At 68.4% G+C, this 21,933-nt stretch carries 19 protein-coding genes; 10 read left to right on the top strand and 9 right to left on the bottom strand.

What is annotated here, in order from left to right:
- Window positions 1-166 precede the first annotated feature (166 nt).
- Window positions 167-592: a DoxX family protein gene (locus tag ACLJQ7_RS25450; protein ID WP_410650656.1), complete on the top strand. Its 426-nt coding sequence runs from the start codon at window positions 167-169 to the stop codon at window positions 590-592.
- Window positions 593-686: 94 nt separating this feature from the next.
- Here ACLJQ7_RS25450 and ACLJQ7_RS25445 read toward each other — a convergent pair whose 3' ends face one another.
- The 6 genes from ACLJQ7_RS25445 to ACLJQ7_RS25420 form a co-directional block, all read right to left on the bottom strand.
- Complete coding sequence (locus tag ACLJQ7_RS25445) at window positions 687-1,292, bottom strand: GTP-binding protein (protein WP_101610140.1); 606 nt, start codon at window positions 1,290-1,292, stop codon at window positions 687-689.
- Window positions 1,273-1,644 carry a DUF742 domain-containing protein gene (locus ACLJQ7_RS25440; protein ID WP_378370172.1) on the bottom strand — a complete coding sequence of 124 codons (372 nt, stop codon included), beginning with the start codon at window positions 1,642-1,644 and terminating at the stop codon, window positions 1,273-1,275. The genes ACLJQ7_RS25445 and ACLJQ7_RS25440 overlap by 20 nt, the downstream gene beginning before the upstream one ends.
- Complete coding sequence (locus tag ACLJQ7_RS25435) at window positions 1,641-2,051, bottom strand: roadblock/LC7 domain-containing protein (protein WP_037306800.1); 411 nt, start codon at window positions 2,049-2,051, stop codon at window positions 1,641-1,643. The genes ACLJQ7_RS25440 and ACLJQ7_RS25435 overlap by 4 nt, the downstream gene beginning before the upstream one ends.
- The gene (locus ACLJQ7_RS25430) at window positions 2,052-4,544 is read right to left on the bottom strand and encodes a nitrate- and nitrite sensing domain-containing protein (RefSeq protein WP_410650655.1); all 2,493 of its coding nucleotides are present in this window, start codon (window positions 4,542-4,544) and stop codon (window positions 2,052-2,054) included. It abuts the gene before it with no gap.
- A gap of 372 nt (window positions 4,545-4,916) precedes the next feature.
- Window positions 4,917-5,267: a hypothetical protein gene (locus tag ACLJQ7_RS25425; RefSeq protein WP_410650654.1), complete on the bottom strand. Its 351-nt coding sequence runs from the start codon at window positions 5,265-5,267 to the stop codon at window positions 4,917-4,919.
- A gap of 237 nt (window positions 5,268-5,504) precedes the next feature.
- The gene (locus ACLJQ7_RS25420; RefSeq protein ID WP_410650653.1) at window positions 5,505-6,686 is read right to left on the bottom strand and encodes a kynureninase; all 1,182 of its coding nucleotides are present in this window, start codon (window positions 6,684-6,686) and stop codon (window positions 5,505-5,507) included.
- Window positions 6,687-6,840: 154 nt separating this feature from the next.
- On the opposite strand from ACLJQ7_RS25420, the gene ACLJQ7_RS25415 reads away from it, so the two are divergent.
- Window positions 6,841-8,703 carry an AMP-dependent synthetase/ligase gene (locus ACLJQ7_RS25415; protein WP_410650652.1) on the top strand — a complete coding sequence of 621 codons (1,863 nt, stop codon included), beginning with the start codon at window positions 6,841-6,843 and terminating at the stop codon, window positions 8,701-8,703.
- Window positions 8,704-8,846: 143 nt separating this feature from the next.
- The gene (locus ACLJQ7_RS25410) at window positions 8,847-9,503 is read left to right on the top strand and encodes a maleylpyruvate isomerase N-terminal domain-containing protein (RefSeq protein ID WP_410650651.1); all 657 of its coding nucleotides are present in this window, start codon (window positions 8,847-8,849) and stop codon (window positions 9,501-9,503) included.
- Between the two features lie 81 nt (window positions 9,504-9,584).
- On the opposite strand, the gene ACLJQ7_RS25405 is transcribed toward ACLJQ7_RS25410, so the two are convergent.
- Window positions 9,585-10,478 carry an SDR family NAD(P)-dependent oxidoreductase gene (locus ACLJQ7_RS25405; protein WP_410650650.1) on the bottom strand — a complete coding sequence of 298 codons (894 nt, stop codon included), beginning with the start codon at window positions 10,476-10,478 and terminating at the stop codon, window positions 9,585-9,587.
- Window positions 10,479-10,849: 371 nt separating this feature from the next.
- On the opposite strand from ACLJQ7_RS25405, the gene ACLJQ7_RS25400 reads away from it, so the two are divergent.
- The 5 genes from ACLJQ7_RS25400 (at window position 10,850) to ACLJQ7_RS25380 (ending at window position 18,763) form a co-directional block, all read left to right on the top strand.
- The gene (locus tag ACLJQ7_RS25400; RefSeq protein WP_410650649.1) at window positions 10,850-12,064 is read left to right on the top strand and encodes an MFS transporter; all 1,215 of its coding nucleotides are present in this window, start codon (window positions 10,850-10,852) and stop codon (window positions 12,062-12,064) included.
- A 428-nt stretch (window positions 12,065-12,492) separates the two neighbouring features.
- Entirely contained in the window at window positions 12,493-13,941 is a 1,449-nt protein-coding gene (locus ACLJQ7_RS25395) for a GGDEF domain-containing protein (protein ID WP_410650648.1), read from the top strand.
- A gap of 87 nt (window positions 13,942-14,028) precedes the next feature.
- Entirely contained in the window at window positions 14,029-16,206 is a 2,178-nt protein-coding gene (locus tag ACLJQ7_RS25390) for a phospholipase A2 (RefSeq protein ID WP_410650647.1), read from the top strand.
- A 378-nt stretch (window positions 16,207-16,584) separates the two neighbouring features.
- Complete coding sequence (locus ACLJQ7_RS25385) at window positions 16,585-17,991, top strand: LCP family protein (RefSeq protein ID WP_410650646.1); 1,407 nt, start codon at window positions 16,585-16,587, stop codon at window positions 17,989-17,991.
- A gap of 301 nt (window positions 17,992-18,292) precedes the next feature.
- Window positions 18,293-18,763: a helix-turn-helix domain-containing protein gene (locus ACLJQ7_RS25380; protein WP_410650645.1), complete on the top strand. Its 471-nt coding sequence runs from the start codon at window positions 18,293-18,295 to the stop codon at window positions 18,761-18,763.
- Window positions 18,764-18,893: 130 nt separating this feature from the next.
- On the opposite strand, the gene ACLJQ7_RS25375 is transcribed toward ACLJQ7_RS25380, so the two are convergent.
- Window positions 18,894-20,354 carry a flavin-containing monooxygenase gene (locus tag ACLJQ7_RS25375; protein WP_410650644.1) on the bottom strand — a complete coding sequence of 487 codons (1,461 nt, stop codon included), beginning with the start codon at window positions 20,352-20,354 and terminating at the stop codon, window positions 18,894-18,896.
- 122 nt (window positions 20,355-20,476) lie between these two features.
- Here ACLJQ7_RS25375 and ACLJQ7_RS25370 point away from each other — a divergent pair, with 122 nt between their 5' ends.
- A complete protein-coding gene (locus tag ACLJQ7_RS25370; protein ID WP_410650681.1) occupies window positions 20,477-21,034 on the top strand; it encodes a TetR/AcrR family transcriptional regulator in 558 nt (185 codons plus the stop codon).
- 246 nt (window positions 21,035-21,280) lie between these two features.
- Entirely contained in the window at window positions 21,281-21,691 is a 411-nt protein-coding gene (locus ACLJQ7_RS25365; RefSeq protein ID WP_410650643.1) for a hypothetical protein, read from the top strand.
- A 3-nt stretch (window positions 21,692-21,694) separates the two neighbouring features.
- On the opposite strand, the gene ACLJQ7_RS25360 is transcribed toward ACLJQ7_RS25365, so the two are convergent.
- Window positions 21,695-21,916 carry a DUF3618 domain-containing protein gene (locus ACLJQ7_RS25360; RefSeq protein ID WP_005165704.1) on the bottom strand — a complete coding sequence of 74 codons (222 nt, stop codon included), beginning with the start codon at window positions 21,914-21,916 and terminating at the stop codon, window positions 21,695-21,697.
- Window positions 21,917-21,933: the final 17 nt, after the last annotated feature.

Here is a 21,933-nt window from a genome sequence, read left to right as displayed (position 1 = left end):
CATTCCAGGGAAGGGGCCTTTTTATCGCGACCCTGTCGATTCGCTGTCAATAAACGAGGGCATACCATCGAATTACCCCCCGAAAGAAAGTTCCCTGCCGATGGGGGTGTCCGGCATCCTCTATCACATCAATGGTTTAGACCACCTTGAGCCGGAAGGATGCGTCATGACCCAGACAGCCGCCGCCACGACCACGGAGGTCGGCCCGGCCGCTCCCAAGTGGCAGGGACTGGCCCTCTCCCTCGTCCGCGTTGTGGTCTCGTTCCTCTTCCTCTGCCACGGTCTGCAGAAGATGGGCCTCTTCGACAAACCCGCCGTACCGTTCGCCACCTGGCCGGGCTGGTACGCCGGGGTGATCGAAACGGTCGGCTCGCTGCTGATCCTGGCGGGCCTGTTCACCCGCCCGGTCGCGGTGCTGCTCTCGGGCACGATGGCGTACGCGTACTTCGTCGTTCACCAGCCCGACGCGCTGCTGCCACTGCAGAACAAGGGCGAGACGGCCGCCCTGTACTCCTGGATCTTCCTGCTGTTCGCGGTGGTCGGCCCGGGCACCTACGCGCTCGACACCCTGCGCCGCCGTCGCAAGTCCTGAAGCTCCCTGGCGCCGCAAGTCCCCGACGCTATGAAGGACGCTTTCATTGCGAATTTTGCAATGAAAGCGTCCTTCATAGCGTTCGGGAGAGGCGTCAGCGGCCCTGTGGCAACCCAGCGGCCAGGTCCGACAGCGCCAGCACGTGCTCCATCAGCACGGTCAGCACCTGCTTCGTCGAGTCGCGTTCCCGCGCGTCGCACAGCAGCAGCGGGACGTCCATGCTGACGTCGAGTGCCTGCCGGACCTCCTCGGTGCCGTAGCGGTAGGCGTTGTCGAAGCAGTTGACGGCGACGACGAACGGCAGTCCGCGACGCTCGAAGAAGTCCACGGCCGCGAAACAGCTGTCGAGCCGCCGGGTGTCGGCCAGCACGACGGCGCCCAGCGCGCCTTCGGCCAGCTCGTCCCACATGAACCAGAACCGGTCCTGCCCGGGCGTGCCGAACAGGTACAGGATCAGCTCGGGGTTGATGGTGATGCGGCCGAAGTCCAGCGCCACCGTGGTGGTCGTCTTCTTCTCGACACCGGTGAGGTCGTCGACGCCCTCGGACGCCGCGGTGATGACCTCCTCGGTGCGCAGCGGGGGAACCTCGCTGACCGAACCGACCATCGTGGTCTTACCGACCCCGAACCCGCCGGCGATGAGGACCTTGACCGCGTTCGCGGTCAGGGATCGCCGGGGCTCAGAGTTTCCGGATGCCATCAAGAACCGCCTGGAGTACGTGTTTGTTGGGGGTGTCGGTGACCGGGGTCGCGGTGCGGAACAGCACGAGGTTCTGTTCGATGAGGTCGCTCAGCAGCACCTTCACCACCGGCAGCGGCAGGTCTATGCGCGCGGCGACCTCCGCGACGGAAGTCGGTCTCTGGCACAGGTTCAGGATCCGCCCGTACTCCGGCTCGAAACCTGCCACCTCCTGCGAGGAGCGCATGGCGACGACCAGGGTGATCAGGTCGAGGCCGAGCGTGTCCGAGCGGGTGCGCCCGCCCGTGACGGCGTACGACCGGACCAGCGGCCCGGCCTCCTCCTCGAACCACGACTCGTGCCGCCCGCTCATGGCGACGTGGGAGTCGCGGCGCGGGGCGCCGAAGTGAGTACCGCGCCGACCCGCTTGACCATCAGGTTCATCTCGTAGGCCACGAGGCCCATGTCCGCGTCCTCCTTCGCCAGCAGGGCGAGGCACGCACCGCGGCCCGCCGCGGTGACGAACAGGAAGGCGTGGTCCATCTCGACCATGGTCTGGCGGACGTTGCCGCCGCCGAAGTGCCGTCCCGTGCCCCGCGCGAGGCTCTGGAACGCCGACGCGACCGCGGACAGGTGCTCGCCATCCTGCTCCGACAGGTTCCCGGACCGTCCGATGAGCAGGCCGTCGGCGGACAGGACTACCGCCCTGTCGGCACCGCTGACGCGCTTGACCAGGTCATCCAGCAACCAGTCGAGTTCACTGACTCCCGCGTTGGCCATCTAGTCACGATCTCCGTACATGTCGAGGTCGGTGTAATCGTCGGTGGGTTCGGTGTCCCGCCCGCGGCGTGTGCCCTGCTGGAACGCGGCGAGCCGGTTCCTCGCCAGCTCGGGGGTGTCCTCGCGGACGTCCTCGCGCTGGGCGGCGGGCCGGTCCTCCATCAGCTGGGGAACCAGGTTCGCCTGACGGCGGCGCTGCGGCAGCGGTGGCCTGCCGGGCGCCTCGGGGCCGGGCCGCCGGGTCTGCGGCGGACGGCCGTCCTGCGGCCGGGTGTCGGCGGGCGGCCACGCCGGCGGCTGCACCGGCTGCGGGCGGCTTTCGGCGCGCGACGGCTCCGGACGGATCGGCTCGGGCCGCGGTGTCTCCGGGCGGGGCACCCGAGGCGGGCGCGGGGGCAACGGCGGCAACGCGGATCCGGGCTGTTCCGGGGCCTGCTGCTGGGGCGCGACCGGCATCGGCACGGGCAGTTCGGGCCGCTCCGCGGGGATCTCGGTGCGGTGGCGGGCACGACGGCCCGGAAGCAGCGGCGCGGCTTCCGGCACCTCGGTGCTCTCGGGGTCCACCTCGTCCTCCGGCTGATCAGACGGGACCGGCGCGAGCAGGTCGGTGCGGACGAGCACGATGGCCCTGGTGCCGCCGTACGCGGATTCGCGCAGGTGCACGGAGATCCCGTGCCGCGCGGCGAGGCGCGCGACCACGAACAGGCCCAGCCGTGGCTCGGCTGACAGGGCCATGATGCCGAAGTCCGGCGGATCGGCCAACATCGCGTTGAGCTCGGCGGCCTGTTCGGGCTCGATACCGAGGCCCTGGTCCTCGACCTCGATCACGACGCCCTTGCCGACCACGTTGCCCCGCAGCTCGACGCGCGATTGCGGCGGCGAGAACGACGTCGCGTTGTCGATCAGCTCGGCGAGCAGGTGCACGAGGTCGCCGACGACCGGGCCCTGCACCGCCATCGCGGGCATCTTCGCCGTCTTCACCCTGGCGAAGTCCTCGGTCTCGGCCGAGGCGCCGCGGGTCAGCTCGGCCAGCGTCACCGGCTTGCGCCACTGACGACCGGGCTGTCCGCCACCGAGGATGATCAGGTTCTCCGCGTTGCGGCGGGCGCGGGTGGAGAGGTGGTCCAGCTGGAAGAGCGTGTCCAGCTGCTCCGGGTCCTCCTGCTTGCGCTCGGCCTGGTCGAGCACCTTGAGCTGACGGTGCACGATGACCTGGCTGCGGTGCGCGATGTTGAGGAACACCGTCTTGGTGCCCTCACGGGTCCTGGCCTCTTCGACGGCGGCCGCGATGGCGGTCTGCTGCGCCTTGTTGAACGCCTCGGCGACCTGGCCGATCTCGTCGTCGCCGTGGTCGAGGAAGTGACCCTTGTCGTCGAGGTCCACGGGTTCACCCGCCCGCACGCGGTCCACCAGTTCGGGCAGCCGGATCTCGGCGACGTCGAGGGTGTCCTCGCGCAGCCGGGCCAGCCTGCCGATGAGCCGGTTGGACAGCCGCAGGGCGATGATGAACACGCCGATCGCCACCAGCAGCGCGATCGCCGCGGCGATGGCCGAGGTGATCAGCGTCCGGTCGGCGTCGTCGACCGCCTGCGTCGTGGCCGTGCCACTCTGCTCGACGAAGCCGCGCATCATCGCGTCGCTGACGCCGCGCGCGGCCTGCAGCCACGTCTGCTCGGGGATGGGGAGCGTGGCCTTGCTATTCTGCAGGAAGGTGTTCTCGACCGTGGTGACGGCCTTCCACGGATCACTCGCGACGAGCTGGTCGAACTTCGCCTTGACGTCCGGGATCATCCGCGAGACCGACGACTCCAGCTGCGAACGGTAGGAACCGACTTCGGTCACGTAGGCGCGATAGGCCTCGTCGGTGAAGCCGCCGCCCGCGACGGCCGCGGCGGCGAGGGCGTTCGCGCGCTGCATCTGGTCGATGGCGGTGAACAACGGGACCGCGGTGATCCGCTGGTAGGCGTTCTCGGCGCTCGGCGCGTCCTGGGCCAGCCCGGTGAGGCCCTCGACGAACTGGTCGAGGATCTGGTTGTAGAAGGTGAAGGCGTCCAGCAGCGGAAGCTGGCCGGAGTCGGCCGACTGCCGGATCTGCGGCGTCTTCTGGAGGAGCCCGTTCAGCGTGGCGATGTTGCGCTGCACGCTGTCGGGCGAGTCGCCGACGAACTTCTGCAGATGCGCGGCGACGCCCTGGGCGGCGGCGTCGGTCTTGGCGCGCTGCTCGACGAGCGCGGCGTGCTGCGACCGGTCGCCGGCGAGCTCGCGCAGCGTCAGGCGCCGCTCTTCCTGCACCTGGACGAAGAAGGGGAGAGCGGGGGCTTCCGAGTCACGGATTCGCTGCGCGTAGTCACGGCCGTTGACCGCGTCGAAGATCAGGTACCCGCCGATCGCCAGACCGACCAGCATCAGCGCGATGCTCGGAATGAGCGCGATCGTCAGAACGCGCGAACGAATCGAAGAGCCGCGGCCTCGTCGAAGGGAAATCTGCTTCACCGTGGTCCGTTTTCCTTCCGGCAGTTTTTGGTGTCGGGTCGCCGGGGATTCATACCCGCGGGATCCGATAGCCGGATCAACACAGCGTGGTCCGCTCCGCCCGCGAAGACGCTAGGAGACCCAAACGGGTGAGTCAAGTCCGGACGCGAAGGGTAGTCGCATATGGCCGTGACCAGCTGACGAGAGGCCGGTGGACCTCGAAAGTCCACCACGTGGACCAGCGGACCCCGCCAAGTGACTCACCAGTAGATCACCTGGTGATTTACCGCAGTCAGCGGCTTGATCGGCACACTTCGGACTCGATCAAGTCACCCCTCGGCGCGTTCGTGTCCGGGCCGAAAAGTCCACGAAAACTACGCGCCGTGACCTCGCTCACGCTTTCGGACCGGCGCTCCACATACCGTTCGGTTTGCGAACGACATCACCGCGGAGGAACGCCGTCGTCACGCCCTTCGCTCCCCGAAATGGAGAATTTCCGCCGCTATTCGCGGTCGATTCGGCGAAATGATCTTCGTCGAACCGGCCGAGCTCGTCGTCGAAGAGGGCCTCGACCCTCCCGGAGGCGTCGCGAAGGATCCGGCCGCCCGCCCAGCACAAGGTCGCCACCCCGCAGATCAGGATCACGACGAGAGCGGTCTCGACGGGATATCGGGCGCCGAATTCGTTGAGCAGAAAACCGGAGGCGGCGCCCGACACGGCGACGGCGACATAGGTGAACGACATGATCCCTCCTTGTCCCGGCGCCGTGGCCCGCGCCTCGCCGGTAAGCCGGGCGACGCGGGTTTCCTTACGCCACAGGGGAAGGATCTACGTCACACGCGCGGCGAGCGAACGTCGAGATTAACAGCGGATTCGCGAAAGATCGCGCGTTCTCCCCCACCGGGGCGAGGTGATCACCTATTTGCCATCGATTCCCGAATAACGTTCACCCTTTTCGCCACCTCGGTATCACTCCGGTGCTCAGCCCCGGAGGTCTCCAAGAGTCGTCACGGCGCGAAGCACCTCGCCGTAGGTCGTGTAGAGCGGCGCCAACCCGAACCTCAGCACGTTGGGCGGACGGAAGTCGCCGATCACGCCGCGCTCGATCAAGGCCGCCATCGTCTTGGCCGCGTCGTCGTCGACGACCGAGATCTGGTGGCCACGGTCCACACCGCGCGGGGTCCGGATCGTCGCGCCGTCGAGGAGTTCGTCCGCGCACCGGAAGAAGAACTCGCCGAGCGCGAGACCCTTCTCCCTGAGCAGCCCGCGGTCCACGCCGTCCCAGACGTCGAGGGCCGCGTCCAGTGCCAGCAGCGACAGGATGTCGGGCGTGCCCGCGCGGCCTCGCGCGATACCCGCGTCGGCCTCGTACGCGCCGCGCATCGCGAACGGGTCGCGGTCGCCGGTCCAGCCCGCCAGCGGCTGCTCGAACCGGTTCAGCCACTTCGTTGCCACGTAAAGAAAAGCGGGTGAGCCGGGACCGCCGTTGAGGAATTTGTAGGTGCAGCCGACCGCGAGATCCACCCCCGCCGCGTCGAGCTCGACCGGCAGCGCGCCGACGCTGTGGCAGAGGTCCCAGAGCGCCAATGCCCCGGCGCGGTGCAGCGCCTCGGTCAGCGAGGCCATGTCGTGGGCGCGTCCGGTGATGTAGTCGACGTGGTTGATCAGCGCGACGGCCGTCCGTGCACCGGCCTGGGACGGCATGTCCTCGGCGACCACCCGGCGCACCGTGCGCCCGGTCAGGCGGGCGACCTCGTCGGCGATGTAGCCGTCGGTCGGGAAGGTGTCCGCGTCGACGAGGATCTCGTCGCGGCCGGGGTTGAGGCGGGTCGCGGCGACCAGCGCCTTGAACAGGTTCACACTCGTCGAATCCGCCACGACGAGCTGCCCCGGCGCGGCGCCCACCAGCGGGGCGATCCGTTCGCCGACCCGCACCGGAGCCTCCCACCAGCCCTCCGACCAGGATCGGATGAGCCGCCCGCCCCACTGCTCGCGGACGACCGCGGCGACGCGTTCGGCCACGTGCTTCGGCGGGGCCCCCAGCGAGTTGCCGTCGAAATAGGCGACGTTCGCGTCGAGGTCGAATTCGTTTCGCTTGTGCGCCAAGGGATCGGCCGCGTCCAGTGCGACGGCTTCGGCAACGAGGTCAGTCACGGCGACCATCGTCGGCGCGAGCGTTCGAGAAGTCCACGCCTGACGCGATGAAACCGGAAAAGGTGGACATTTCGCGGCGCACGACCGTGGCCGCGATTCTCTATCCAGCACCGCCGACAGCCCTTACAGTGGGCCTGATCAGGCAGCATCGAGGAGGCCAGCGTTGACCACCCAGCCGACCGTCGCCGAGCAGATCGAAGGCCAGACCATCCCCGCCCTGCTTCACCGCAACGCTCAGGAGTTCGGTGAGCTGCCGGCGGTCACGTCACTCGACATCGAGGGCAAGCCGACCCTGAACTGGGCCGAGTTCCGCACCGCCGTCGCTGAGGTTTCCCGAGGACTCGCCGGACTCGGGCTCGGCGTCCGCGACCGGATGCTGATCATGGCGCCGAGCAGTCCGGACCACCTGATCGCCGATCTCGCCGCGGCCCACCTCGGCGCGATCCCCTGCACCGCGTACGCGACGCTCAGCCCGGAGCAGATCGGGTTCGTCGCCCGGCACAGCGCCGCCGGCGTCGTCGTCCTCGCCGGCTCCGACGAACTCGGCCGCTGGTCGCAGGTCCTCGACGACCTGCCCGCGCTGCGGCACATCGTCCTGCTCGACGCGTCCGTGGTCCCACCGGACGACAAGCGTTTCCTGTCGTTCGCCGCACTGCGCGCGGCGGGCGCGGAGGCACACGCGGCCGACTCACAGGCGTTCGAGACCGCATGGTCCTCGATCACCCCCGACGACCCGCTGTCGATGATCTACACCTCCGGCACCACCGGCGACCCCAAGGGTGTCGTGCTGTCGCACCGCAACGCGATCTACCAGGCCGTCGCCGTCCAGAAGCTGCACGACTCCCCGATGCACGCCACGAACATCGCGTACCTGCCGCTCGCGCATATCGCCGAACGCGAACTGTCGATCTACATGCCGATCGTGTGGGCCGGGCACGTGCACACCGTCGCCGACCCGACCGGCGTCGTCGGCGCTCTCGGCCAGGTGCACCCGAAGAGCTTCTTCGGGGTCCCGCGGGTGTGGGAAAAGATGGTGGCCGGCCTCAAGAACCTGCTCGGCTCACTGCCGGAGGAGAAGCGGAACGGCCTGATCGGCGCGAACGAACTGCTGCAGCAGGGCTACAAACTGCGCAGTGACGGCAAGGAAGTGCCGCCGGAGCTCGCGGAGAAGATCGCGCGGACCGACGCCGCCGCGCTCGCGCCGGTGCGGGCGATGCTGGGCCTCGACCAGATCGAGGTCGCCTCCAGCGGTGCCGCCGCGCTGCCGGTGGAGATCCTGTACTTCATCGCCGGGCTCGGTGTCGAAATCCAGGAGGTCTGGGGGCTGTCCGAGACCACCGGCGCGGTCACCGCGAACACGTCGTCGGCGTTCAAGGCCGGTTCGGTCGGACGCCCGCTGGAGGGCATCGAGGTGAAGGTCGCCGAAGACGGCGAACTCCTCGTCCGCGGCGCGATCGTGTTCCTCGGCTACCTGCAGGCGGACGGCACGATCGAACCCGACGTCGACGCCGACGGCTGGCTCGCCACCGGCGACATCGGGACCATCGACGAACGCGGTTTCGTCACGATCACCGACCGCAAGAAGGAACTGATCATCACTTCGAGCGGCAAGAACATCGCCCCGACGAAGATCGAAGGCCTCCTCAAGGAACACCCGCTGATCGGGCAGGCCGTCGCGATCGGCGAGAAACGGCCGTACGTCACGGCGCTGATCGTCGTCGACGACGAGATCGCGCCGGGCTGGGCGGCCGCGAACGGCATCCAGCTCGCGGAAGGCGAATCGCTCGCCGACAACGCGGAGGTCCGCGCGGAGATCGACAGGGCCGTCGAGGCGGCGAACGCTCGGCTGGCCAGGATCGAGCAGATCAAGCGGTACCACGTGATCCCCAAGGCGTGGACGCCGGAAAGCGGCGAGGTGACCCCGACCTTGAAGCTGAAGCGGCGGATCATCAACGACCGCTACGCGCCGACGATCGCGGATCTGTACGCGGCGGCTCCGGAACCCGCCCCCGCCGCCGGTTCCTGAGCCGTAACACTCGTGATCGGAGGCGTAACTCGCGAGTTACGCCTCCGATCACGCAAGTTACGCCTCCAATCACGCGAGTTACGTCTTCGAGCACGGGACGAAAGGAGTCGCGGCCGGTGAGCGACCGCTGCTAACTTGCCGCCGTGGATCTCTTCTCCCGCTCTTGGGCGGCGCTCCTCGCCGCCGTCGCCGAAACCCCCGACGAAGACTTCGCCAAGCCGTCCGGCTGCACCGGCTGGCTGGTTCGGGACCTGGTGTGTCACCTGGTGATCGACGCCCAGGACGTCCTGATCACCCTCGCCACTCCCGCCGAGACGGAACCGACGCGCGACGCGATCACCTACTGGGAGGTCGCCGAGAAGCCGCCGACCGGCGAGGACGACCTCGACGCGCTGATCGTGCGCCTCGCCGCCGCCTACCAGGAGCCGCGGCTGCTCAAGTTCCACCTCGACGACGTCGGCTCCGCCGCGGGCCGGGCCGCCGTCCTCGCCGACCCGGCGACGCGGGTCGCCACCCGCGACATCGTCCTGACCGCGGGCGACTTCCTCTCCGCGTACGTCCTGGAGTGGACGCTGCACCATCTCGACCTGGTCGCGCATCTCCCGCACCTCGACGGACCCGCCGCCGACAGCCTCGCCAGGACGCGGCAGATCGTGGAGCAGCGCACCGGGGAAACGTTCCCGGCCTCGTTCTCCGACACGGACGCGCTGCTGGTCGGTACCGGTCGCCGTCAACCGACGGACGCCGAGAAGACCGAACTCGGCGACTTGGCCGCGAAGCTGCCGTTCGTGATCGGCTAAGCCGGCCGACACGCGTGTCGTCCGTCTGATCACGCGTGTCGTCCACCTGATCACGCGTGTCGTCCGTCTGATCACACGCGGTCAAGCGGTCCGGGTCGACTCCGTCCACTTGCGCAGCCGGGGCGGGACCCGCTTTTCGAGGCCGTAGTTCTCCAAGTGCGCGCTGAAGACCTCGTCGAAGGCGCGCTGCACGGTCTCGGTGTCCCACACCGGCCGCTCGAGGATGGGCTGCTTCAGGTACGGCTGTCCCATGACGTGCAGCTGCGGCCCGTTGCAGCGGATCATCTGCCCGGTGATCCCGTCGGATCCGGAGCCGAGCAGGAACAGCACGACCGGCGCGATCCGCGACGGCGTCCGGTCCGGCGGGCAGGCCCGCAGTGACCGTTCGGACTTCCACACCATGCGGGTGTGCGCGAGCGGGCAGACCGCGTTCACCCGGATCCCGCTCTCCTCCAGGTCGAGCGCCCACGAATAGGTCAGCGAAGCGACCGCGCCCTTGCTGGCGGCGTACACGCCGAGCTTGCGCTGCCCGAGCGACGCTCCCGACGAGATGTTGACGATCGACCCCGGCTTGCCCCCCGCCACCATCGCCTTGATGGCGGCGAGCCCGGTGTACATGACGCCGAGGACGTTCACTTCGACCAGTTCGCGGGCCTGTTCGACGTCGTCCTCCCACGGCAGCGCCTCGTAGTTCAGGCCCGCGTTGTTGACCAGCCCGTCGATGGCGCCGAACTCGGCGAGGCACAGGTCGACGATCTCCTGTGCCTGCTTCGGATCCGCGACGCTGTGTCCGCTGGCGACCGCCCTGCCCCCGAACCGGCGGATGTTCTCCGTCGTCCGTTCGGCCAGTTCGGCGTCGATGTCGTTGACCACGACGGCCCCGCCCGCCCTCGCGACGTGCACCGCGAACGCCTCGCCGAGGCCTCGTCCCGCCCCGGTCACGACGACGGCCCTGTCGTCGAGCAAACCGTTCATCGCCTTCACCCCTTTGACCCAGCCGGCCTCCACCTCCAGGCCGGTCTCTACTCAGTGTTGGCCCATTCGGCCCAACCGGGGCCGCGGCGGCGGCGAACGGCGTCCCGGCTGCGCCGAGCGAGGGCGGGGCGATCGGCGCGCGGATACCCGCGCGCGAGTCAGGTCGACGTCACCCACCGGACAGACGGCGTAGCCCGATCAGCTCAACAGGGGAAGGTTTCATCCATCTTCTGTTCGTCTCCCTGTAGCCGGAGGCATACTGAACGTCGTCCGGCGGGACGGCAACTGTGACTCCCTCGTCGACCGCGTAACACGGCAGGCAAGAATGCGAGGGACGGAAGTTCACCCGATCGGGGGGAGGTGGTCACGCAGTGAAGACGAACGCGGCGCCGCGGATGACCGCCGCCCTGGCGAACCGCGAGTTCCGCGCACTCTGGCTCGCCGAGGTGCAGTCCCTCATCGGGGACCAGCTCACCATCGTCGCGCTGGCGATCCTCGTCTATGACCGGACAGGTTCCGCGTTGCTTTCCGCGGTGGTCTATTCCCTGACCTTCCTACCCGCGCTGGCGGGCGGGCTCGGCCTCTCCCAGCTGGCCGACCGGTACCCGAGGCGCACCGTCCTCGTCGTCTCCTCCCTGATCCAAGGCGTGCTGATCGCGATCATGGCGATCCCCGGCACCCCGCTCGCCCTGCTGTGCGGGCTGGTGGTGCTGGCCCGGCTCGTGAACGCTCCCGGCAACGCGGCACAGAACGCGCTGACCCGCGAGGTGTTCACCGACGACGACCTCTACCTCAAGAGCCAGGACATCAGGGGTATCTCGACCAACACCGCCATGCTGCTCGGCCTGGCGGGCGGCGGCCTGCTGGTGTCGCAGGTCGGGGTGAGCTGGGCGCTGGCACTGGACGCCGCGACGTTCCTGCTGAGCGCGGCCGTGGTCCGCTTCTCGGTCTCCCGGCGGGCGGCGGCGTCCGACGGGAACGGCAGCTGGTTCGGCGCGGTGAAAAAGGTTTTCGGCAACCGTCACCTGCGGGTGCTGGTCTGGTTCTCGTGGCTGGTGGGCCTGGCCGTCGTCCCCGAGGGGCTCGCCGCGCCGCTCGCCGCGGAGATGGGCGTGGGGAAACAGGCCGTCGGCTGGCTGCTGGCCGCCGATCCGCTGGGCTTCGTCATCGGGGCGTTCCTGCTGTCCCGCTTCGTCTCGGCGGAACAACGAAGGAAGCTGCTCGGCGTGCTGGCGGCACTACCGATGGTCGCCCTGATCGCCTTCGTGCTCGAACCCGGGCTCATCCCGGCGTTGCTCCTGCTGGCGGCGGCGGGTGCCGCGGGGGCGTACCTGATCACGGTGAGCGCCACGTTCATCACGTGGGTCCCGAACGAACTCAGGGGTGGTGCGGGTGGGGTGTACCGCACCGGGTTGCGGGTGGCTCAAGGAGTAGGGGCGGGACTCGGCGGGCTCGCCGCCGATCGGCTCGGAGCGGCGACCTCGGCCATCGCGCTGGCCGGCGTGGTCGGCCTGCTGCTGGCCGTACTGGTCGCACTCAGCTGGGGACAGCTCAACGGATCCAGCCCGGAACCGCTGCCGTCGTGAGGAATCCACACTGGACGGCCCCTGGGGCGGCACGGCCGCCCGGCGGGTTCGTACGCGGAAATCTCGACACGACACTGCTTCGGCACCTCAGTGAAAAGAAACGGCTTCGGATCAGAAGTCACGGCTCGACACGGTCACACACCTCCCGGCCACCTCGTTGCTGCGAACTAATACCTTGCCCGGGCTCAGAAGTCACGACTGGACACTATCCGTCACCCCTTCCGCGTCACGTCTCGAGAAACATTCAGTCACCAAGATCAGAAATCACGGGACACGATTGGCACCTCCGGTCCGTGTTCGCGGGCACCCTTGCCAGTGTCGGACAACCGATGCGATGGGATGATACCGGCCGTGGAATACGAACGGTGTATCAGTCGGTACCGGTGAGATTACTCAGCCGTGCCGTCCGCGCGGAAAAGAGGTAGCAATTGCCAGCCGAGACCGGCGACCGCCGCCAGCACGGTGACGGCACCGGCGACCTTGACGACGCGACGGCCACACCCGCCGTCCAGAGCGATGTACCGGTGACCGAACGCGGGCAGGCGAGCCCGGAAGGTGACCAGGCCGGACCGCCGGAACGCCATCCCTACGATCCCCGGGCGTGGGCGCTGTGGCAGCGGCCGAAGCGATTCATCGCGTTCCTTTTCGCGATGGAGGCCGTCGGAATCGCGATCATGGTCGTCGCGACGATGAATTCCACGAATCCGGGAAGGACGGACTGGGTTCGTTTCGCCATTCTCGCGGTCGGCGCAACGGCGCATATTCAGCTCACCCAGCGGCAAGAGGAAAGGCGGCGCGATCGAAGCCATACCGTCCTCATCGACCTCACCGCGGTATGGACATTTCCCGCCGCGGTGATCCTGCCGCTTTCGCTCACGCTTTCCATTATCGCGATCGTCCGGATCCAGCATTGGTTCATCGCTCGCCGTCCCGCGCACAACTTCGTGTTCTCGTCGGTCACCCACGGCGTTTCGGTGACCCTCGCGTCGCTCACCTTCGCCGCGTTCGGGCCGCATGAATGGGGACGGATCTCCGGCTGGGACACGCTCGGTGAGTTCGGTGTCCTGATCGTCGCCGGAATGGTCTTCGAAGCGGTGCAGATCGCCTACATCGGCGGCATCCTCGCGCTCGGCTCGCCCAAGCGGCCGTCGATCTCCACCGTGCTCGGCAATGCGGCGGACAACCTGCTGGAGGCCATCACGATCGGCCTCGGCGCGGTCACCGCGGTGCTCCTGTTGATCATGCCACCGATGGTGATCGTGATGGCCGTGGTGACGGTGGTGTTCAATCGCCTCGCCGAGATCGACCAACTGCAAAACGACGCGCGGACGGACCCGAAAACCGGTGTTCTCAACATGCGCGGATGGTCGGAGTCGGCCGATCGGGCGCTCGGCAGGACTGCCCGATCGGACGACGGCCTGGCCCTTCTGATGATTGATCTCGACCACTTCAAGTGGATTAACGACACATATGGACATCCGGCGGGCGACGACGTCCTCCGCGACGTGGCACGGAAATTGGACGAGGTCACCCGGCCCGCCGACGTCATCGGCCGGTTCGGCGGCGAGGAATTCCTCGTACTCCTGCCGGATATCGACGAAACGGCGGCCAAACTGGCCGCCGAGCGAGTGCGCACCGCTATCGCCGAACTGCATATAGTGACTACCGACAAAAGGGGCAGCCGGGTGACCATCTCGGGCCGCACCACCTCGATCGGGGCCGCATTGTTCCCTCGTCACGGTGATTCACTGGAGGAACTCCTGCACGCCTCCGACGCCGCCGTCTACGTGGCCAAGGAGAACGGCCGGAACCAGGTGCGCTTCGCCCAGGACGTGGACCGGCCTCCGCCCGCCGCCGACTCGCATTCAGCGGACTGAACGCGTCACACCATCAGGGGACGCCCACGGAAACCCCGGGGGTTATCCGGATGTCGGCCTTGATCGGCGGATGGCACCCTGGACGCCATGCCAGCGACAGCCGAAGCCGCCGCTCGTCCCGCCCGGATCCGGCGGCCGTGGTCGACTTCGGGCTGGTTACTGCTGGTCACGCTGCTGGTGTTCGGGTTCGGGCTGATCGCGTCACGGCCGGCCTCGCCGCCGGACCAGGGGCCACCGACGGGTGACCTCCTCGCCGCGCAGAACGCGGTCGACGCGCTGGTGCGACCGGGCCCGGTCGAGAACGCGATCGCCGCGCTGCCCGCCGACTTCACCGCGGTCAGCGGGATCACCCCTGGGGTGATGACGGCACGGGACGGCACCGTGCGCGCCGTCCACACCGACGGCGGCTGCTCGGCGCCCTGGGGCGACGACAACACCAAGTGGGACTACGCGGTCCCCTGCAAGGCGCACGACCTGGGTTACGACATCCTCCGCTACGCCGAACGCAAGGGGCACCCGCTCGGCCAGGAAGCCAGGGCCGCGCTCGACGACCGGCTCTCGGCCGACATGCACAACGCCTGCGTCCTCAATCCGATGGACTCACGCGGCACCTGCGACGTCGTCGCCTCCCTCTATACCGCCGGTCTCGTGCTCAACTCCTGGCATCAACGCTGGGGGCCACCGGTCGGCGACCCGCTCGGCCCGATGATCGTCGGCGTGCTGGTGATCGGCGCGCTGCTGGTGTTCCGGCTGCGCGGCTGGGCCCGCAACCGCCGGACCGCCGTCACACTCCCCCGCGAGCCGCGGTCCGTCGTCCCGGTCGGCCGGTGGGCGTTGCTCGGGGTCGCCGGTGTCGTCCTCATGCTGCTCGGTGAATCCGTCGTCGCGCTCGCGCACTGGGCAGGTGCCCCGGAGCGGTCGTTGTGGCCGCTCACCTGGCTCGCCCAGCTCTGCCCGCTCATCTTCTTCGCGGTCGGGCGGATCAACGAGGCGGGCTGGCGATCGATCCGCGCGACCGGCGGCCGCTACCCGCAGTACCTCGCCGACCGCGCGAGCCCGTTACTCCGCCCGGCGCTGATCTTCGCCGTCGTCGCGCTGGTCGTCCCCCTCGCGCTGGAGGTACTGGGGATCCCGACGGGCACGAACGCCACCGTCATGCGGATAGCGCTGCATCCGCTCTGGCTGCTCGGCGTCTTCCTGCTGACCGTCGTGCTCGCGCCGGCGCTGCTGACGCTGTATCGCCGGACGCGGACGGCTTCCGTCACCGGGCTGCTGGCCTTGACCCTGGCGAGCGAGGTCGCCGCGCAGTGGTCCGGATCGGCCGTCCCGCGCTACGCCGAGACGCTGTTCCTCGCCCTGTTCGTCCAGCAACTGGCGTTCGCCCACGCCGACGGCGTCCGCCTGCGGCGCGGCGCACTCGTGGCTACGGCGGTCACCGGCGTCACCGGGCTGGGTTTGGCGGTCGCCGTCCTCGGCGAAGGACCGATGCTGCTCGGCGGCCCCGGCGCCCCGGCCGCGCTCTCGGGTCCGCCGTGGGGCGTGCTCCTGCTCGGCCTGGTGCAGCTCGCGCTCCTCGGCCTGCTCACGCGGCCGCTGGCCCGGCTCGGCGAGCGTCCCGCGGTCGCCGCCGCCGCGCGCCTCGTCCTGCGCGCCCCGATGAGCCTGTACCTCGGCTTCCTGTCCGCGATGCTGCTGCTCGTGGCCGTCGTCTACCTGCCAGGGCCGTTCGTCGACGGGCTCAGCTGGCTGGCGCGCCCGAGGGTCCTGCTCGCGATGGCGCTGCTGGCCGTGCCCGCCGTCCTCGTCTTCTGGTGGTTCGAGCGGCACTGGAACACTCAACTGCGTGGACCGCAACAGCGGACGGCCGACGAGCCGGGCCTGCGGGCCATGGTCTTCTGCCGCGCGGCGGCGACGGTCGGCATGGCGTACGCGATGCTCGGCGTGTTCGGATTCGCCCTGACCCGCTTCGGCGGCGCGTCCGCCGACGCAGACCTCCTCGGTATCCGGGTCGGACCGGTCCAGAGCCTGGTCAACCTGCTGCTCGGGGTGTACCTGCTGCAGACGGTGCGGAACGGCACCAGCCGGATGACCGGGACCTGGCTCGTGTGTGCGGTCGCGTGCGCGCCGCCACTGATGACCGCCCTCGACGGCGAGCAGGTGAGCGTCGCGTCCGTCGCGCTGCCGGTCGCGACGATCGTCGTCGCGATGCTCGCGGCGGCCGCCACGCTGGTCCCGGCCCGCGCCGCCCGCCGTGTCCTGCCCTGACCCACACGGTGCTGACCAGGCATTATCCGTACCATTACGAAGAAACCGGTGGTGCGTGCCACATCTTCGGGGGGATGTGTAATCCTGCGACAACCCGCAACAGGCACCATGCGTCCCTTGAAGAGACCGTCGAACCGGTAACGACCAGAAGGAGCAGACCGCGTGGAGTACCCGCCTCGGAATGGGTATGGGGATCGACGTCCCGCCCGGCCTAGGCAGGACGCGCCCGGACGCGTTCCTTCCCGACCGGCCCCGCCCCGTGGAGACCGTCCGGCGCCCGCCCGCCAGGCCGCCGGCCTGCCGCCCCGGCGCCCGGCCCCGAGACGACGGTCGTTCCGCGGCCCCAAGATCGCTCTCGGCCTGGTCTCGCTGCTGGTGATGGGCCTGACCGGATACGCGTGGGCCGCGATGGACGGCCTGACCTTCGCGAACGTCGGCATCGGCGCGGACGAAGGCGAGAAGCCCGCCGACGGCGCCCGCGACATCCTGCTCGTCGGCCTCGACAGCCGCACGGACGCGCAGGGCAACCCGCTGTCGAAGGAAGTGCTGGCCCAGCTGCGCGCCGGGCAGGCGGACGGCGAGCTGAACACCGACTCGCTGATCTTCGTGCACATCCCGAACGACGGCTCCAAGGCCGTCGCGATCTCGCTGCCGCGCGACTCCTACGTCGACATCCCCGGCGGCTACGGGAAGCACAAGATCAACTCGGCCTACGCCCGCGCGATGCTCGACGAGCGCAAGAAGCAGCAGGAGAACGGCGTCTCCGACCCGAAGGAACTCGACCAGAAGGCCAACGAGGCCGGGGCGAAGACCCTGATCAAGACGGTCGAGCAGCTGACCGGCTCGACCATCGACAACTACGCCGCCATCAACCTGCTGGGCTTCAGCGAGATCACGCAGGCCATCGGCGGGGTCGACGTCTGCCTCAACGACGACGTCAACGACCAGTTCTCCGGCGCGAAGTTCACCAAGGGCCCGCACACCATCTCCGGTGTCGAGGCACTCGGCTTCGTCCGGCAGCGGCACGGGCTGCCGCGCGGCGACCTCGACCGCGTCGTCCGGCAGCAGGTGTTCATGGCCGGGATGGCACGGAAGGTGCTGTCCGCGGGCACGCTCGCGAACCCGGGCAAACTCAACGACCTGATCACGGCCATCAAGAAGTCGGTCGTGCTCAACCAGAACTGGGACGTCTTCGGTTTCGCGCAGCAGATGAAGAGCCTGACCGGCGGCCAGCTCGAGTTCCGGACGATCCCGATCGTCAACATCGAGTACAAGACCCCGAACGACGGCGTCGCCATCCAGGTCGACCCGAAGCAGGTGAAGAACTTCGTCCAGGGGCTTGCGGGCCCGCAGCCGGGCGAACAGCAGCAGGCGCCGCCCGCCGAGTCGCCCAACAAGGCGACCACGGTCGACGTCCGCAACTCGACGACCCGGGACGGGCTGGCCTCGTCGGTGCTGAAGCAGCTCGTCGACGAGGGCTTCACCGCGGGCGACACGGCCACCGCGAGCGCGCGCAAGAAGACGGTCATCTGGGTCGCCAAGGGCGAGAAGGCGAAGGGCCAGGCGGTCGCCGAAGCACTCGGCGGCAACCCGACCGTCCAAGAGGACAAGAGCGTCGAGGCCGGGCACGTGATGGTCTTCCTCGGCTCGGACTTCAAGGCGCCGAGCAGTGCCGAAGGCTCCGGCTCGTCGCAGAACGCCGCCGGCTCGTCGGCCGCCGCGCCCCCGCCCGAGCAGTCCGACGAGAAGCCGATCACCGCCGAAGGCGTGCCCTGCGTCAACTGACGCCGCGCCGCTCCTCCGGGCAGCCAGGCCCAGGTGTTGCGAAAGCCACTTTCCCAACGTTGAAGGTTGCGAAAGTGGCTTTCGCAACAGCCGGATGAGCCCGGACGGCCACCGAAACGGCCCCTGAGCCCACCTTTCCTTCACCCATTCGGCCCAGCAGGCCAAAATCGATGGCAAAAGCACCCCCGAAACCGCGTAAGAGCGGCGTCCCTGCCGACTTTCATACACGTGAGCGCGCTCGTCCCCGGTTTTGTCACACGGGGCGGGCGGTGGAGAAGGTTGGCAAGGCAGGGGATGGGGAGTGCTGATCGACGCTGAGAGCTATCAGCGGATACTCGGAGACGAGCTCCGCAAGCTCCGCCGTAAACGTGGCTGGACACGCAAGGAACTGAACCAGCATCTGCAGAGCGAGATCTCGCTCCAGACGCTGGCGACCTACGAGCTGGGCACCCGGCACTGTTCCGTGGTGCGACTGGTCGAACTATGCGTCGCGATGGACGAGCTGCCACAGGATCTGCTGGCCAAGGTGCATCGCCGGGTGTTCGTGGACGAACCGGGCCGGGTCAGGGTCGACCTGCGCCAGGTGATCAAGGACGAGCAGGAGGAACTGCTCCCCCTGCGGCGGTGGGCCGACGATCGGCTCAGACGGTCGAGTGACAACGGCTCCGCCGAGGTCCACCTCGATCTCGCGGCGCTGGAGCGGATGGCCGAACTCTGCGGCATCCCCACCGTCGATCTCATCGGAAGGCTTCGCCGGCTCAACCCCTCATGAGCGCGGCGTTCCCCGGTCCGTGAAGGCCATGCCCCCCCATCTTGGCTTTCACGGACCTCCCCCTCTTTCGCGTGATGGCCCCCTTCCCTCGGCTCAGCCGAGGGAAGGGGGCCATCACGCGCAATCTGGCTCAGCCGAGGAGTTCGTAGTCCTCGCGGCGCACCTTGCGGGTGTCGAGCCAGTACCGCCAGGTGAAGCCCGGCCAGATCGTGCGGTTGACGCCCTTCGCGTCGAGATACCAGCTCTTGCAGCCGCCCTGGGTCCAGATGCCCTTGGCGAGTTTGCGCTGGATCTCGCCGTTGAAGCGCTCCTGCGCCTCCGGCCGCGGGTCGAGCGCCTTGCCGCGGGCGAGGCGCAGCGCCTGCGCGACGTAGGAGATCTGCGCTTCGATCATGAACACCACGGAGTTGTGCCCCAGCCCGGTGTTCGGGCCGAGCAGGAAGAACAGGTTCGGGAACCCGGACACGGTGATGCCCTGGTACGTCCGCATCCCCTCGGTCGCCCACTCCTTGCCGAGGTTGCGCCCGTCCCGGCCGATGATCTCCAGGTCGTCGAAGGCGTCGGTGACGTGGAATCCGGTGCCGTAGATGATCGCGTCGACCTCGTGCTCGACGCCGGCGCCGTCGACGACGCTGTGCTCGCGGACCTCTTTCACGCCGTCGGTGACGACGTCGACGTTGTCCCGCGCGAGCGCCGGGTAATAGTCGTTGGAGACCAGGACCCGCTTGCAGCCCATGGTGTAGTCCGGCGTCAGCTTCCGGCGCAGTTCCGGGTCCTTGACACCCTTATGGATGTTGCGCTTCGCGATGCGCTGGCCGATCTTCATCACCCACGGCTGCCCGTTGAAGCCGATCGCGCGGGCTTCGAGACCCCAGTAGAGGGCGTTGCGGAAGGCACGCTGCAGCAGCGGCGCCGAGCTGAACGTCTTCCGGAGCGCTTCCGGCATCTCACGGTCCGGCTTCGGCATGATCCATGGCGGCGTCCGCTGGAAGAGCGTCAGTTCGGCGACGTCCTTCGCGATCCGCGGCACGAACTGGATCGCGCTCGCACCGGTGCCGACCACGGCGACGCGTTTGCCGGTGAGGTCGTAGTCGTGCTCCCACTGCGCCGAGTGGAACGCGCGGCCCTTGAAGCGCTCGATGCCGGGCAGCTTCGGGATCTGCGGCAGATGCAGCGCGCCGACCCCGGCGACCAGCGCGGGCGCGACGAACTCGTCACCCGACTTCGACGCGACATGCCAGCGGTTCTCGTCCGCGTCCCAGCGGGCGCCGGTCATCTCCTGGCCGAAGCGGATGAAGCGGTGCAGGTCGTACTTCGCGGCGACGTCGCGCATGTACTGCCAGATCTCCGGCTGCGGCGAGTACGCGCGGGACCAGCCGGGGTTCTGCTCGAACGAGAACGAGTACATATGCGAGGGGATGTCGCAGGCGCAGCCGGGGTAGGTGTTGTCCCGCCACGTGCCGCCCACGTCGTCGGCCTTCTCCAGGATGACGAAGTCCTCGCGGCCCTCTTTGCGCAGCTGAATGGCCATGCCCAGCCCGGAGAAGCCGGTTCCGACGATGACGACACCCGTCTCGGTGCGGTTGCCCATGACCCCGACCTCTCGTTCGTTTTACCTGTTACCGAGAGTTCACCTTACTCGAAGTAGGTTACCTTCGGTAGAGTGTTGTGGTGACGACGGCGAAGCGCAAACGCATGCCACGAGCAGAGCGGATGCGGCAGATGATCGAGATCGCTGAGGAAGTCTTCGCCGAACGCGGCTACAGCGCGGCGTCGATGGACGACATCGCGGAACGCGTCGGGGTCTCCAAGCCGATGCTGTACGAGTACTTCAACTCGAAAGAGGGACTGCTGCTGGCCTGCATCCAGCAGTCGAGGGCGGCGCTGCGCGAGGTCACCGAACGGGCGACCGTCGGCGCGACGTCCGCCGAGGACGCGCTACGGCGCGGACTGCTCGCCTTCTTCGTCTTCATCCGGGAACGGCGGCAGGCCTGGTCACTGCTCCGCCACGAGATGGCACTGATCGGGACCGGCGCCGCCGACGAGATCGAGCAGACCCGCCGCCAGCAGACCGACCTGATCGCCGCGCTGATGGGTGACTACTTCGACGCGGGGGACGATCTCCGCGCCGAGGCGTCCGCGGAGTTCGTCGTCGGCGCGTGCGAACGGCTCGCGATCTGGTGCGAACGACACGAGGGCGTCAGCCCCGAAACGGCGACCGGATACGCCATGGATGTCCTCTGGTCAGGCCTGTCCGCGCGGGCCCACTGAAACGACTGTGAAGATGCTCGTGCATTAGGCCATTCGGTCGTCACTCAGAGCACATTGCCACCAGTGTCTTGTGACACAGAGTTGTCCTACTGTATCGATGACACTGTAGAAAGTCTGATGGACAGTCGCGGCCTCCGTCAGGAGGGGGCGCCACCACCCGAAAGTGGCGTCATGACGGCGGCGTGACGAAGTCCATCAAGAGTGTCCGTTGAGTGACGCTTGCTCGCGAGGAGAGGGGTGAGGCGGATGACCGAACCGATCACCGCGTCGTACGTCCAGGAGGACGACGACTGGAAGATAACGGTCAGCGGCTCCGGCAAGGAACTGACCGGTCGCGCGCCGGGCATCATCGCGGCACGGGACCGCGCCGACCAGCTGGTCGAGAAACTGTCCCCGCCGGAACATTCGACGGTGGTACACCTGCTCAACGGCAGCGCCCTCGAGTTCACCGCCGCCTACATGACGGCGAGGCTCACGCTTCCGGAGATCGAACCGCTCGAGGTTCCTCCGCCGTCGAACGGCAAGGCCAAGGAGAAGCCCGGCGCCAAGCCCCCGGTACCCCAGGGCAAGGAGCTCCCGAAGGTCGTCGACGAGGCGAAGTCCAAGGAGAAGCCCGAGCCTGCCAAGACACCCGCCAAGGCGGCCCAGACCTCCTGAGACCTACTTCAGGAGTTTGCGGATCAGCAGCACGCCGATCAGCACCGCCCCGCCGATGAGCGGGTACTTCACCTTGGGCTCGTCCAGCTTCGCGCGCAGACCGGTCTTCGCGGAATCCACCAGCTTCGCGGGGTTCGCCTTCGTGCCCAGCTGGTCGAGCGTGGCGACCAGCGCGTTCCTGGCCTGCTCGATCTCACGCTCGATGGTCTCGGGATCGCGAGCCACGTGTCCTCCTCGCCGCG

The organism is Amycolatopsis sp. cmx-4-54, assembly GCF_046548895.1.
GTDB lineage: Bacteria > Actinomycetota > Actinomycetes > Mycobacteriales > Pseudonocardiaceae > Amycolatopsis.
The sequence above is the reverse complement of the archived record's forward strand: the minus strand, read 5'-3'. Positions and strand labels throughout refer to the sequence as shown.